This window comes from Geodermatophilus normandii, from assembly GCF_003182485.1.
Lineage (GTDB): Bacteria > Actinomycetota > Actinomycetes > Mycobacteriales > Geodermatophilaceae > Geodermatophilus > Geodermatophilus normandii.
This window is the reverse complement of sequence record NZ_QGTX01000001.1, coordinates 3,838,517-3,852,365: the sequence shown is the minus strand read 5'-3', so window position 1 is coordinate 3,852,365 and position 13,849 is coordinate 3,838,517. Positions and strand designations below refer to the sequence as shown.

Sequence of the window (13,849 nt, the reverse complement as noted above, 5' to 3'; positions counted from 1 at the left end):
CGCGGGTAGCGTCGCTACCCGTGACGTCCCTGTTCGACGAGCCCGCGGAGCCCGGCGGCGAGGCCGTCGACCCGGGCGCGCCGCTGGCCGTGCGGATGCGCCCGCGGTCGCTGGACGAGGTCGTCGGCCAGGCGCACCTGCTGGGCCCGCGCTCCCCGCTGCGCCGCCTGGTCGAAGCCGACGAGCCGATGTCGCTGGTCCTCTACGGCCCGCCCGGCACCGGCAAGACGACGCTCGCGCACGTCATCTCCCTGGCCACCCGGCGGCAGTTCGTGCAGCTGTCCGCGCTCGACGCCGGGGTCAAGGAGGTGCGCGCGGTCATCTCCGGCGCCAAGCGCGAGCTCACCTACGCCGGCCGGCGCACCGTGCTGTTCATCGACGAGGTCCACCGGTTCTCCAAGACCCAGCAGGACTCGCTGCTGTCGGCCGTCGAGGACCGCATCGTCAGCCTGGTCGCGGCCACCACCGAGAACCCGTTCTTCTCCGTCGTCAGCCCGCTGCTGAGCCGCAGCCTCGTCCTCGCCCTGCAGCCGCTGAGCGACGACGACGTCCGCGCCGTGCTGCGCCGGGCGCTGACCGACGAGCGCGGCCTGGCCGGCGCGGTGACGCTGGGCGCCGAGGCCGAGGAGCACCTCGTCCGGGTGGCCAGCGGCGACGCGCGCAAGGCGCTGACGGCGCTGGAGTCCGGTGCCGGCGCGGCCGTCGCGGCGGGCGCCGCCGAGATCGACCTGCCCACGCTCGAGACCGCCGTCGCCCAGGCCGCCGTGCGCTACGACCGCCAGGGCGACATGCACTACGACGTCGCCAGCGCGCTGATCAAGTCCATCCGCGGCAGCGACGTCGACGCCGCCCTGCACTACCTCGCCCGGATGGTCGTGGCGGGGGAGGACCCGCGCTTCATCGCCCGGCGGCTGGTCATCTCCGCCAGCGAGGACATCGGCATGGCCGACCCCACGGCGCTGCAGACCGCCGTCGCCGCGGCCGAGGCCGTCGCCCTCATCGGCATGCCCGAGGGCCACTTCCCGCTGGCGCACGCCGTCGTGCACCTGGCCACCGCGCCGAAGTCCAACGCCGTCACCGTGGCGATCGGCGAGTCGGTGGCCGACGTCCGCGCGGGGCTCGGCGGCCCCGTCCCTGCCGGCCTGCGCGACGCGCACTACGCGGGGGCGAAGAAGCTCGGGCACGGGAGGACCTACGTGTACCCGCACGACGCGCCCGAGGGCATCGTCCCGCAGCAGTACCCGCCGGACGCGCTGGTCGGCCGCGACTACTACCGCCCCACCTCGCGCGGCGCCGAGGCCGGGATCGGCGCCCGGCTGGGCAAGCTCCGCGCGATCCTCCGCCGCACCCGCTGACCGCCGGAGGCCGCGACTACTGTTGCCACGCCGGGCGTGCGACCACGCCGGCCGCCGACGAACGAGCCGACGAGGTAGAGGAGATCCCGCGTGTCCGCAGGAGAGTGGGCCGGACTGATCGCCGCCCTGGCGCTGGTGCTGCTGGTGGTGCTGCTCGCCGTCCCGCTGCTCAAGCTGGGGCGCACGCTGGACGAGACGACGCTGACCATCCGCCAGGTGCGGGAGCAGAGCGCGCCGATCCTCGGCCAGGCCCAGACGACGATCGCCCAGGTCAACAGCAACCTCGAGCGGGTCGACGACATCACCGGCAACGCGGCCAACGTGTCGAGCAACGTCGCCGCGCTGACCAGCGTCGTCGCCGCCACCGTGGGCAGCCCGCTGATCAAGGTCGCGGCGTTCAGCTACGGCGTGCGCAGCGCCACGAGGAAGCGCCGCGAGGGCCAGGCGATCGCCGAGGCCGCCGCCCGTGACAAGGCCTCGCGCCGCGAGCGCCGCGCCGCCCGGCGGGCCGCCTGATGCGCCGGCTGTTCTGGCTGGCGATGGGGATCACCATCGGCGCCCTCGTCGTCCGCAAGCTCTCCCGCGCCGCCGAGAAGCTGACCCCGCAGGGCATCGCGGGGGCGCTGGTCGAGGGCCTGCGCGACCTCGCCGACGCGATCGGCGACTTCGGCGCCGACGTGCGCGCCGCGGCCGCGGCGCGCGAGGAGGAGCTGCGCTCGGGCACCGGCCTGGACGCGCCGCTCCCCGAGCGCGACGACGCCCAGCTCCAGCTCCCCGGCCGGCAGCTCCCCGGGCGACGGGGCGCGCACGCCGCCGACCGCTGAGCCGCACCCACCCCGCGGGGGACACCCCGCCCCGAGGACCGAAGAGGCCATGCAGACCGCCGAGATCCGCCGCCGCTTCCTGCAGCACTTCGAGCAGCGCGGCCACACCGTCGTCCCCAGCGCCTCGCTGGTGTCGCCGGACCCCTCCCTGCTGTTCACCGTCGCCGGCATGGTGCCCTTCATCCCGTACCTGACCGGCCGCGAGCCCGCGCCGTTCCCGCGGGCCACCAGCGTGCAGAAGTGCGTGCGCACCCTCGACATCGAGGAGGTGGGCAAGACCACCCGCCACGGCACCTTCTTCCAGATGAACGGCAACTTCTCCTTCGGCGACTACTTCAAGGAGGGGGCCATCGCGCACGCCTGGGAGCTGGTGACCGGCCCCGTGGCCGACGGCGGGCTGGGCTTCGACCCCGACCGCATCTGGGTGACCGTCTACCTCGACGACGACGAGGCCGCCGAGGCCTGGCACCGCATCGCGGGGCTGCCGCTCGAGCGGATCCAACGGCTGGGCAAGAAGGACAACTACTGGCACACCGGCGCCGACGGCCCGGGCGGGCCCTGCTCGGAGATCTACTACGACCGCGGGCCGGAGTTCGGGCCCGACGGCGGCCCGCTGGTCGACACCGCCGGTGACCGGTTCCTCGAGATCTGGAACCTCGTCTTCATGCAGTACGAGCTCACCGACGTCCGGAGCAAGGAGGACTTCCGGGTCGTCGGCGAGCTGCCGAAGAAGAACATCGACACCGGCATGGGCCTGGAGCGGGTGGCCTTCCTGCTGCAGGGCGTCGACAACATGTACGAGATCGACGAGGTGGCGCCGGTGCTGCGCCGCGCGGCCGACCTCGCCGGCGTCACCTACGGCAAGGACCACGAGGCCGACGTGCGGCTGCGCGTGGTCGCCGACCACGTCCGCAGCGGCCTGATGCTCATCGGCGACGGCGTCACGCCCGGCAACGAGGGCCGCGGCTACATCCTGCGCCGGCTGCTGCGCCGCGCCGTCCGCTCGATGCGGCTGCTCGGTGTCGACGCCGCGTCGCTGCCCGAGCTGCTGCCGGTGTCCCGCGACGCGATGAGCTCCAGCTACCCGGAGCTGGCCACCGACTTCGACCGCATCTCCGCCGTCGCCTACGCCGAGGAGGAGGCGTTCCGGCGCACCCTCACCTCCGGCACCGCGCTGTTCGACACCGCCGTCCGGGAGGCCAAGGCCGCCGGGGCGCCGGCGCTGAGCGGTGAGCAGGCGTTCTCGCTGCACGACACCTACGGCTTCCCGATCGACGTCACCCTCGAGATGGCCGCCGAGCAGGGCGTGACCGTCGACGAGGCCGGTTTCCGCGCGCTCATGCAGCAGCAGCGCGACCGGGCCCGCGCCGACGCCCGCGCCAAGCGCACCGGCTCGGTCGACGTCCTCGCCTACCGCCGGCTGCTCGCCGACCACGGCCCCACCGACTGGCAGGCCTACCGGACGCTGCGCACCGACTCCCGCGTGCTCGGCCTGGTCGCCGACCTGGCCGGCGAGGACGGCGGCCAGGTCGGCGACCAGGCCGCGCCGGCCGGGCCCGGCGAGGTCACCCGCGTGGTCCTGGACCGGACGCCGTTCTACGCCGAGTCCGGCGGCCAGGTGGCCGACGCCGGCACCCTGACCTGGGACGGCGGCCGCGCCGAGGTGCTCGACGTCCAGCGCCCGGTCAGGGGCCTGGTCGTGCACCAGGTGCGGGTGCTCGAGGGCGAGCTGGCCGAGGGCGCGCAGCTGACCGCCGAGGTCGACCGCGAGTGGCGGCTGTCGGCCTGCCAGGCGCACTCGGGCACGCACGTGGTCCACGCCGCGCTGCGCCAGGTGCTCGGCCCGCAGGCCCTGCAGTCGGGCTCCTACAACCGCCCCGGCTACCTGCGGCTGGACTTCGCGTGGCAGGGCGCGCTGACCCCTCGGCAGCGGCACGACATCGAGGACGTCGCCAACGCCGCGGTGCGCGCCGACCACCGGGTGAGCGCGACGTACATGACGCTGCCGGAGGCCCAGGCCATCGGCGCGCTCGCGCTGTTCGGCGAGACCTACGGCGAGCAGGTGCGCGTCGTGGAGATCGGCGGGCCGTGGTCGCGCGAGCTCTGCGGTGGCACGCACGTCGCGGGCTCGGCGCAGATCGGCACCCTGGCGCTGACCGGGGAGTCCTCGGTCGGGTCGGGCGCGCGCCGCGTCGAGGCCGTCGTGGGTATCGAGGGCTTCCGCTACCTCGCCCGCGAGCGGGACTTGGTGCGCCAGCTCGGCGAGCTGCTCAAGTCGCCTCCCGACGGCCTGGTCGACCGGATCGGCGGGATCCTGTCGCGGCTGCGCGAGACCGAGCGGGAGATCGCCGAGCTGCGCGCGCAGCAGACGCAGGCCGCGGCCGGGTCGCTGGCAGCCGGCGCCAAGGACGTCGGCGGGGTCGCCGTCGTCACCGCCTCGCCCGCCGGTCTGTCCGGCGGTGACCTGCGCACCCTCGCCCTCGACGTCCGCGGGCGGCTCGGCGAGCGCCCGGCCGTCGTCTTGCTGGCGTCGGAGAGCGGCGGCAAGGTGGCCCTGGTCGCCGCCCTCACCCCCGCCGCCCAGGACCGCGGGCTCTCCGCCAGCGACGTCCTGCGCGCCGCGGCGGGCCCGGTGGGTGGCCGGGGCGGTGGCAAGCCCGACGTCGCGCAGGGCGGCGGCACGGACCCGGGCGGCATCCCCGCCGCCCTGCAGGCCGGCGAAGAGGCGGTCTCGACCGCCGCAGGGAGGTGAGCGGAGTGCCCGAGCAGCGCCCCGACGAGACCGGTCCGGTGGAGGAGCGGCGGGTGCAGGGCCGCCCGGCGGTGCCCCCGTCGAGGCCCCGGCAGGCCCCGCCGCCGCAGCAGCCGGTGCACCACCGCACCGAGCAGATCGACCTGCGCGCCGGCTTCCCGCCGGTGCGCAACGAGACGACCGAGATCGACCTGTCGCAGGGACTGCCCGCCGGGCTGCCCCTCCCGCCCCGGCGCACGCGCCAGGGCCGGCGGCTGGGGATCGACGTCGGCACGGTCCGCATCGGCGTCGCGCTGTCGGACCCCACCGGCACGCTGGCCAGCCCGCTGGAGACCGTCGAGCGCCGCCGCGACGGCGGGGACCTCGACCGGATCGTCGCCCTCGTCGAGGAACACGAGGTGACAGAGGTGATCGTGGGGGAGCCGAGGCACCTGTCTGGTGCGTCGGGCGCCTCCGCGCGGGAAGCGCGTGCCTACTCTCGGTCACTCGCCGGGCGCATCGGCAGCGTGCCCGTGCACCTCGTCGACGAGAGGCTCTCCACCGTGACCGCAGCCAGTTCCCTGCGGGCGAACGGGCTCGACAGCCGCGCCCAGCGCCCCGTGATCGACCAGGCCGCCGCCGTGGTCATCCTCCAGGCCTATCTCGACGCCCAGCGGGGGCGCTCGTGAACGGTCCGGTCCCGCCGTACGGGCGGGGCCTGACCGGCATGCCCGCCGTCCCGCCCGGGAGCTCCCCGGCCGGCTGGACGGCGGGTCCGCCGACGACGCGGCTCGCGCCCCTCGGCCAGGTGCCCGGCGGCTCGCCCCGCGCCGGGCTGCTGGACCGGGAGGTCCGGACCGTCACCGCCGGGCGCCACGCCGCCCCCGACGGCCCGCAGGGCAGCGCCCCGCAGGACGACCGCACCGGCCCCCTGACCGGCGGAGACCAGCCCGTGCCGCCGGCCGCCGGGCTGCCGCCGCGGCCGTCCGGGCCGTGGTCGAAGCTCGCCCGCCGCAACGACACGGCTCCCGGCGATCCCGACGACGCGCCCACCGTGGCCGCGCAGGCCGTCGGCCCGCGCGCCGGCGACCCCCACGACGAGCACCACCGGAACCACGACCACCAGCCCCACGACCACGAGTTCCACGACCACCAGGTCCACGACCACCAGGTCCACGACGAGCACCACGACGACGAGGACGCCACCGGCGGCCTCGAGGTCCTCGGCTCCGGTGGCTCGGGCGGCTCCGACCGCGGCCGCCGCCGCGGGCGCCGGGCCCGGCGCGAGGCCGCCGAGCCCGCCCCCGTCGAGCCGCCCGGTGTCTTCGCCGACGACTCCGACGAGCACCACGACGACCACCACGACGTCGGGCACCACGACGACCACCACGACGTCGGGCACCACGACGACGACCACGGGCCGCGCCGCACACGCAGCGGCCGCCGTCGCCGCAGCCCGCTGGCCATCGTGCTGGCACTGCTCGTCCTCGCCGGGCTGGTCGCCGGCATCGTCTTCGGCGGCCGGGCGCTCATCGGCCTGGTCAACCCCGAGGCCGAGGACTACGCCGGCGCGGGCAGCGGCACCGTCGAGGTGCGCGTCGGCGACGGCGACACCCTCAGCGACATCGCCCGCACCCTCGTCGACTCCGGCGTCATCGCCTCCTCCGAGCCGTTCGTCGACGCCGCCGAGGCCGACCCGGCCGCCACCGGCATCCAGCCCGGCGTCTACGTCCTGCGGGCGCAGATGAGCGGCCAGGCCGCGCTCGACCTGCTGCTCGACCCCGCCACCCGGCAGGTCTCGCGGGTCACGGTCCCCGAGGGCACCACGCTCCAGGCCACGCTGCAGCGCATCGCCGAGTCCACCGGCCTGCCCGTCGAGGACCTGCGGGCCGCCGCGGCCGACCCCGCCGCGCTGGGTCTGCCGGCCTACGCGAACGGGCAGCTCGAGGGCTTCCTCTTCCCGGCCACCTACGACGTCGAGCCCGACGACACCGCCACCGACGTGCTGCGCGCCATGGTCTCCCGCTTCACCGACATGGCCACCGGCATGCAGCTCGAGCAGCGGGCCGCCGCGGCCGGCCGCTCGGTGTACGACGTCGTCGTCGTCGCCTCGATGATCGAGCGGGAGACCCGGGTCGACGACGAGCGGGCGGACGTCGCGCAGGTGATCTACAACCGGCTGACGCAGGGCATCCCGCTCGGCATCGACGCCGCGCTCGCCTACGGTCTGGACAAGAACGGCAACGACCTCACCGTCAGCGACCTGCAGACCGACAGCCCCTACAACACGCGCACCCGGGCCGGCCTGCCGCCGACGCCGATCGGCGCGCCGGGTGAGGCGAGCCTGGAGGCGGCGCTCATGCCGACCACCGGGGACCTCCTCTACTACGTCCTGGCGTCCGAGGACGGCCGGCACTTCTTCACCGCCAGCTACGACGAGTTCCTGGTGGCGCGGCAGCAGTGCGCCGACGCCGGCCTCGGGTGCGGTGGCTGACCGGCCGGTGCCCGATCCGATCCCGCCCGGCCGGGCGGCCGTCCTCGGCCGCCCGGTCGGGCACTCGCTCTCCCCGCTGCTGCACCGCGCGGCCTACGCCGCGCTCGGCCTGGCCGGCTGGACCTACGACGCCCTCGACGTCGGGCCCGAGGACCTGCCCGACCTGGTGGCCGGCCTGGGCCCGGAGTGGCGCGGGTTCTCGGTGACCATGCCCTGCAAACAGGCCGCGGTCGCCGTCGCCGACGACGTCGACCCGCTGCCGCGCCTGCTCGGCGCCGCCAACACGCTCGTGCACACCGACACCGGCTGGCGGGCGGAGAACACCGACGTCCACGGCGTCGGCATGGCGCTGCAGACCGGCGGCGTCGAGCGGGTCGCGCACGCGGCGATCGTCGGCGCCGGCGGCACGGCGGCGGCCGCGGCGGTGGCCCTCGCCGAACTGGGAGCGGAGTCCGTCGACGTGCTCGTGCGCGCGCCCGGCCGTGCCGCCGACGTGACCCGGGTGCTGGGCGTGCTCGGTGTCGAGGCCAGGGTCCGCCTGCTGGCGCCCGGCCCGGTCGAGGCGCCCGTCGTCGTCAGCACCGTGCCGATCGGCGCCCATCCCGAGCTCGCCGGCCTGCGGTGGCGGACGGGGCAGACCCTGCTCGACGTCCTCTACGCGCCGTGGCCGACGCCGCTGGCCGGCCGGGCCGCCGCGGCGGGCGCCACGGTGGTCAGCGGCATCGAGGTGCTGTTCTGGCAGGCGACGGTGCAGGTGGAGCTGATGACCGGCCTGCCCGCGCCGCTGGGGCCCATGCGCGCCGCCCTGGACGCCCGCTGACCGCGACCGTCCCCCGCGCGCTGCTGCTGGTGGCCGCCGTCCTCGCCGCCGCGGCACTCGGCCCGGTGCTGGCGCGCACCGCCGTCCGGCTGGCCCGCCCCGGCACCGCCCGCGTCGCCCCCGTCCGGGCGGTCGCGAGTGCCGTCGTCCTCGCCGCCCTCCTGTGCGGCGCGGTGCTGCTCACCGGCCCGCGCCCGGCGCTCGCCGGCTACGCCTGGGCGGCCGGGGCCGCGGTGGTCCTCGCCCAGGTCGACGTCGCCGTCCACCGGCTGCCCGACCGGGTCACGTACCCGGCCGCCGCCGTCGGCGCCGCTGCCCTCCTCGCCGACGCCGCGCTGCTCGGCACCTGGCCGGCCCTGGCGCGGGCGCTGCTCGCCGCGGCCGCCGCCGGCGGGATCGCGTTCCTCGCGGCGCTGGCCGGCCCGTCGGGTCTCGGCCTCGGCGACGTCAAGCTGCTCGCGCTGCTGGGCCTGCTGCTCGGCTGGGCCGGCTGGGGCGTGCTCATGGCCGGGGTGTTCCTCGGCCTGCTCGCCGGCGCGGCGGTCGCGCTGCTGCTGGTGGCGACCCGGCGCGCGGACTGGCGCACGCCGGTGCCGTTCGGCCCGCCGCTGCTGGCGGGCGCCGTCCTGGCCCTCCTGGTGGAGGGCCAGCTCGCCTGAGGGAGGACCCCCTCGCCCCCCGCCGCTCGCAGGCTCGCGGCGGGACCCTGCACGGGGGCCAGCCGGGACCGGGAGTCCCACACCCGACTGGCACAATCCAGGGCATGTTGCGCTGGCTGACCGCCGGTGAGTCGCACGGCCAGCAGCTCACCGCCATCCTCGAGGGCCTGCCCGCCGGCGTGCAGGTGCAGACCTCCGACCTCGACGTCGACCTCGCCCGCCGCCGCCTGGGCCACGGTCGCGGCGCCCGCATGTCCTTCGAGCAGGACGCCGTCACGCTGACCGGCGGTGTGCGGCACGGGCTGACCCAGGGCGGCCCGATCGCCGTCCAGGTGGGCAACACCGAGTGGCCGAAGTGGACGACGGTCATGTCGGCCGACCCGGTCGACCCCGAGGTGCTCGCCGGCCAGGCCCGCAACGCGCCGCTGACCCGCCCGCGGCCCGGCCACGCCGACCTCGCCGGCATGCAGAAGTACGGCTTCGACGACGCGCGTCCGGTGCTCGAGCGCGCGAGCGCCCGCGAGACCGCCGCCCGCGTGGCGCTCGGTGCCGTCGCCAAGGCGTTCCTGCGCCAGGTGCTGGGCGTCGAGGTGGTCAGCCACGTCGTCGCCATCGGCCCGGTGACCGTGCCCGACGGCGTGCTGCCGGGCCCGCAGGACAACCCCCGCATCGACGAGGACCCGGTGCGCTGCGCCGACCCCGCCACCAGCGCGGCGATGGTCGCCGAGGTCGACGACGCCCGGAAGAACGGCGACACCCTCGGCGGCGTCGTCGAGGTCGTCGTGCACGGGCTGCCGCCCGGCCTGGGCAGCCACGTGCACTGGGACCGCCGGCTGGACTCCCGCCTGGCCGCCGCGCTCATGGGCGTGCAGTCGGTGAAGGCCGTGGAGGTCGGCGACGGCCTGGAGACCGCGCGCCGCCGCGGCTCGGTCGCCCACGACGAGATCGTCAGCTCCGAGGGCCGGCTGCGGCGGGTCACCGACCGCGCCGGCGGCATCGAGGGCGGGATGACCAACGGCGAGGTGCTGCGGGTGCGCGCGGCGATGAAGCCGATCTCCACCGTGCCGCGCGCGCTGGCCACCGTCGACGTCGCCACCGGCGACGCCGCGGTCGCGATCAACCAGCGCAGCGACGCCTGTGCGGTGCCCCGGGGCGCCGTGGTGATGGAGGCGATGGTCGCCCTCGTCCTGGCCGACGCCGCGCTGGAGAAGTTCGGCGGCGACTCGGTGACCGAGACCCGCCGCAACGCGCAGGGCTACCTCGACGCCCTCCCGTACCGGTGAGCGGACCCGTCCTCGTCCTGGTCGGCCCGCCGGCGTCCGGCAAGACCACCGTCGGCACCGCCGTGGCCGCCGCGCTCGGGCTGCCCTTCCGGGACACCGATTCCGACGTCGAGGCCGTCGCCGGCACCACGGTCGCCGACCTGTTCATCAGCTCCGGCGAGCCGCACTTCCGCGCGCTGGAGGAGCAGGCGGTCGCCCGGGCCCTCGGCGAGCACGACGGCGTCCTGGCCCTCGGCGGCGGCGCGGTGCTCAGCGCGGCGAGCCGGGAACTGCTCGTCGCGTACGGCCGCGCCGGCGGGACCGTCGTCCACCTCGACGTCGACCTGCCCTCGGCCGCGAAGCGCGCCGGGCTCTCCCGCGACCGCCCGCTGCTGGCGGTCAACCCCCGGGCGATGCTGCGCACCCTGCTCGAGCAGCGCGCCCCGCTGTACGCGGAGGTCGCCACCGCCGTCGTCCCCACCGGCGGCCGCGCGCCGCAGGACGTCGTCGCCGACGTGCTCGCCGCCCTCCCCGCGGGAGCCGGCCGGTGAGGCGGGTGACCGTCGGGGGAGAGAAGCCCTACGACGTCGTCATCGGCCCGGGCGCGCAGGTCGAGCTGGGGCTGGTGCTGGCCGGCACGCCGAAGGCCGCCGTCGTGCACGCCCCGCCGCTGGCCGCCCTGGCCGGAGCCGCCGTCGAGACGCTGCAGACCGCCGGCGTGGCCGCCGAGGCCGTCGTCGTCCCCGACGGGGAGGCCGCCAAGACCGCCGCGGTCGCCGCGCAGGCGTGGGAGCAGTTCGGCCGGCTCGGGCTGACCCGCTCCGACGCCGTCGTCGGGGTCGGCGGGGGAGCGGTGACCGACCTCGCCGGCTTCCTCGCCGCCACGTGGACCCGCGGCGTGCGGGTGGTGCACCTGCCCACCACCGTGCTCGGCATGGTCGACGCCGCGGTGGGCGGCAAGACCGGCATCAACACCGGCGCCGGCAAGAACCTCGTGGGCGCCTTCCACCCGCCGACCGGGGTGCTCGCCGACACCGACGTCCTCGCCGGGCTGCCCGAGGCGGAGTTCCGCGCCGGGATGGCCGAGGTGGTCAAGTGCGGGTTCATCGCCGACGGCGCCATCCTCGACCTGCTCGCCGCCGACCCGACCGGCCGCCGCGACACCGAGGAGCTCATCGAGCGCGCGGTGCGGGTCAAGGCCGACGCCGTGGGCCAGGACCTGTTCGACACTGGCGTCCGCGAGTACCTCAACTACGGGCACACGCTCGGCCACGCCATCGAGCGGGTCGAGGACTTCCGCTGGCGGCACGGCGAGGCCGTCGCCGTCGGGCTGGTCTTCGCCGCGGAGTTGGGCGTGCAGGCGGGGCGCCTCTCGCGGGCCGAGGCCGACCGGCACCGCGAGCTGCTCACCGCGATGGGGCTGCCCACCCGCTACGCCGGCGACTGGGCGGCGCTGCAGGCGGTGATGCGCGTGGACAAGAAGGCCCGCGGCGCGACGCTGCGCTTTGTCGTCCTCGACGGCCTGGGCAACCCGGGGATCCTCCCCGACCCCGACCCGGCGTGGCTGGACGCGGCGTGGGCCGCAGTGAGCGAGGAGACCGCGTGACCATCCAGGTGCTCAACGGCGCCAACCTCGGGCGCCTCGGCACCCGCGAGCCGGAGATCTACGGCTCGACCACCTACGCCCAGCTCGTCGACCTCCTGGAGACGGCGGGGCGGGAGCTGGGCATGGACGTCCGGGTGCGCCAGACCGACGACGAGGCCGAGCTGCTGCGCTGGATCCACGAGGCCACCGACGCCGGCGACCCCGTCGTCCTCAACCCCGCGTCGTGGTCGCACACCTCGATCGCGCTGCACGACGCCCTCGCGGCGCTGGACACGCCGCTGGTCGAGGTGCACATCAGCAACATCCACAAGCGCGAGGCGTTCCGGCACCACTCGTACGTCTCCCGCGTCGCCGACGGCGTCATCGCCGGCCTCGGCGTCGAGGGCTACGTGCTCGCGCTGCAGTGGATGTCGCTGCGGGGGCACCGGTGAGCGGGCGCACCGCCGAGCGGCGGGAGCGGCTGCGCGCGACGGCGGCCGAGCGCGGCCTCGACGCGGTCCTGGTGACCAACCTGCTCAACGTCCGCTACCTGACCGGGTTCACCGGCTCCAACGGGGCGCTGCTGCTGCGCACCGACGGGTCCGACCTGTTCGGCACCGACGGCCGCTACACGACCCAGGCCGGCACCCAGGTCCCCGACGTCGAGCTGCTCGTGGACCGCGCCACCGTGCCCGCGCTGGCCCGCGAGGCGGTGCGCGCCGGCGCCGGGCGACTGGGCTACGAGAGCCACGAGGTGACCGTCGACGGGCTGGCGCAGCTCGAGCGGGTGCTCGCCGACGCCGCGTCGGGCGGGACGGTGCCCCGGCTGACGTCGATCGGCCGCGCGGTCGAGGCGCTGCGCGCGGTCAAGGACGACGACGAGGTCGACGCGCTGCGCCGGGCGTGCGCGGTCGCCGACCAGGCGCTGGCCGAGCTCGCCGCCGAGGGCGCGCTGCGGCCCGGGCGCACCGAGCTCGAGGTGGGCCGGGAGCTCGACGCCCGCATGCTGGCGCTGGGTGCCGAGGCGCCGTCGTTCGAGACGATCGTGGCCACCGGCGCCAACTCGGCGATCCCGCACCACCGCCCGGACCGCACCGTGCTGGCCGGCGGGGACTTCCTCAAGCTCGACTTCGGCGCCACCGTCGACGGCTACCACTCCGACATGACCCGCACGCTGGTGCTGGGCCACGCCGCCGACTGGCAGCGGGAGGTCTACGAGCTCGTGGCCGCGTCGCAGGCGGCCGGGCGGGCGGCGCTGGCGGTCGGGGCCGACGTCGTCGCCGTCGACGCGGCCTCCCGCGACGTCATCGCCGCCGCCGGCCACGCCGACCACTTCACCCACGGCCTCGGGCACGGGGTGGGCCTGGAGATCCACGAGGCGCCGGGCATCGGCCCGCTGGGCGCGGGTAGTCTGGCCGCCGGCATGGCCGTCACCGTGGAGCCGGGGGTGTACCTCCCCGGCCACGGCGGTGTCCGGATCGAGGACACGCTCGTCGTCACGGCGGACGCGCCCGAGTTGTTGACCCTCACGAGCAAGGAACTGCTGGTCCTCTAGATGGCTACCACCAACGACCTCAAGAACGGCATGGTCCTCAACCTCGACGGCCAGCTGTGGGCCGTCACCGAGTTCCAGCACGTCAAGCCCGGCAAGGGCGGCGCGTTCGTCCGGACGACGCTGAAGAACGTGCTCTCGGGCAAGGTCGTCGACCGCACCTTCAACGCCGGCACGAAGGTCGACACGGCCACGGTCGACAAGCGGAACATGACCTACCTCTACCGCGAGGGCGACGACTTCGTCTTCATGGACGGCGACACCTTCGAGCAGATCTACGTCCCGGCGGCCACCGTCGGCACCGGCGCGGACTACCTGCTGGACAACACCGAGGCCGTCGTCGCGGTGCACGAGGGCACCCCGCTCTACGTCGAGCTGCCGGTGACGATGGAGCTCGTCGTGCAGCACACCGACCCGGGCCTGCAGGGCGACCGCTCGACCGGCGGCACCAAGCCCGCGACCCTGGAGACCGGCGCGCAGATCAACGTGCCGCTGTTCGTCAACACCGGCGACAAGCTCAAGGTCGACACCCGCGACGGCCGGTACCTCGGCCGCGCCAACTGACGC

At 75.9% G+C, this 13,849-nt stretch carries 14 protein-coding genes; all 14 read left to right on the top strand.

Annotated features, from left to right (window positions below; translation table 11 throughout):
- Window positions 1–20 precede the first annotated feature (20 nt).
- The 14 genes from JD79_RS18585 to efp all read left to right on the top strand — a co-directional run bounded on the left by JD79_RS18585 (window position 21) and on the right by efp (window position 13,846).
- A complete protein-coding gene (locus tag JD79_RS18585) occupies window positions 21–1,355 on the top strand; it encodes a replication-associated recombination protein A (protein WP_110006722.1) in 1,335 nt (444 codons plus the stop codon).
- A 90-nt stretch (window positions 1,356–1,445) separates the two neighbouring features.
- A complete protein-coding gene (locus tag JD79_RS18580; RefSeq protein ID WP_110006721.1) occupies window positions 1,446–1,871 on the top strand; it encodes a DUF948 domain-containing protein in 426 nt (141 codons plus the stop codon).
- Complete coding sequence (locus tag JD79_RS18575) at window positions 1,871–2,179, top strand: hypothetical protein (RefSeq protein WP_110006720.1); 309 nt, start codon at window positions 1,871–1,873, stop codon at window positions 2,177–2,179. The genes JD79_RS18580 and JD79_RS18575 overlap by 1 nt, the downstream gene beginning before the upstream one ends.
- A gap of 49 nt (window positions 2,180–2,228) precedes the next feature.
- Window positions 2,229–4,931 carry an alanine--tRNA ligase gene (gene alaS / locus JD79_RS18570; protein WP_110006719.1) on the top strand — a complete coding sequence of 901 codons (2,703 nt, stop codon included), beginning with the start codon at window positions 2,229–2,231 and terminating at the stop codon, window positions 4,929–4,931.
- 5 nt (window positions 4,932–4,936) lie between these two features.
- A complete protein-coding gene (gene ruvX / locus JD79_RS18565; protein ID WP_211308050.1) occupies window positions 4,937–5,599 on the top strand; it encodes a Holliday junction resolvase RuvX in 663 nt (220 codons plus the stop codon).
- On the top strand, window positions 5,596–7,404 hold the full coding sequence (gene mltG, locus JD79_RS18560) for an endolytic transglycosylase MltG (RefSeq protein WP_110006718.1): 1,809 nt from the start codon (window positions 5,596–5,598) through the stop codon (window positions 7,402–7,404). Before ruvX ends, mltG begins: the two co-directional genes overlap by 4 nt.
- 7 nt (window positions 7,405–7,411) lie before the next feature.
- Window positions 7,412–8,224 (top strand): shikimate dehydrogenase, encoded by an 813-nt coding sequence (locus JD79_RS18555; RefSeq protein WP_211308049.1) that lies wholly within the window; start codon window positions 7,412–7,414, stop codon window positions 8,222–8,224.
- Window positions 8,225–8,253: 29 nt separating this feature from the next.
- Window positions 8,254–8,883, top strand: coding sequence for a prepilin peptidase (locus JD79_RS18550; RefSeq protein ID WP_245900216.1), 630 nt, complete (start codon window positions 8,254–8,256; stop codon window positions 8,881–8,883).
- Between the two features lie 104 nt (window positions 8,884–8,987).
- Complete coding sequence (gene aroC, locus JD79_RS18545; protein WP_110006716.1) at window positions 8,988–10,166, top strand: chorismate synthase; 1,179 nt, start codon at window positions 8,988–8,990, stop codon at window positions 10,164–10,166.
- Window positions 10,163–10,696: a shikimate kinase gene (locus JD79_RS18540; RefSeq protein ID WP_110006715.1), complete on the top strand. Its 534-nt coding sequence runs from the start codon at window positions 10,163–10,165 to the stop codon at window positions 10,694–10,696. The genes aroC and JD79_RS18540 overlap by 4 nt, the downstream gene beginning before the upstream one ends.
- A gap of 5 nt (window positions 10,697–10,701) precedes the next feature.
- Window positions 10,702–11,751 (top strand): 3-dehydroquinate synthase, encoded by a 1,050-nt coding sequence (aroB, locus tag JD79_RS18535; RefSeq protein ID WP_245900215.1) that lies wholly within the window; start codon window positions 10,702–10,704, stop codon window positions 11,749–11,751.
- Entirely contained in the window at window positions 11,748–12,182 is a 435-nt protein-coding gene (gene aroQ, locus JD79_RS18530) for a type II 3-dehydroquinate dehydratase (RefSeq protein WP_211308048.1), read from the top strand. Before aroB ends, aroQ begins: the two co-directional genes overlap by 4 nt.
- On the top strand, window positions 12,179–13,285 hold the full coding sequence (locus JD79_RS18525; RefSeq protein ID WP_110006713.1) for a M24 family metallopeptidase: 1,107 nt from the start codon (window positions 12,179–12,181) through the stop codon (window positions 13,283–13,285). The genes aroQ and JD79_RS18525 overlap by 4 nt, the downstream gene beginning before the upstream one ends.
- Entirely contained in the window at window positions 13,286–13,846 is a 561-nt protein-coding gene (efp, locus tag JD79_RS18520; protein ID WP_110006712.1) for an elongation factor P, read from the top strand.
- Window positions 13,847–13,849 lie beyond the last annotated feature (3 nt).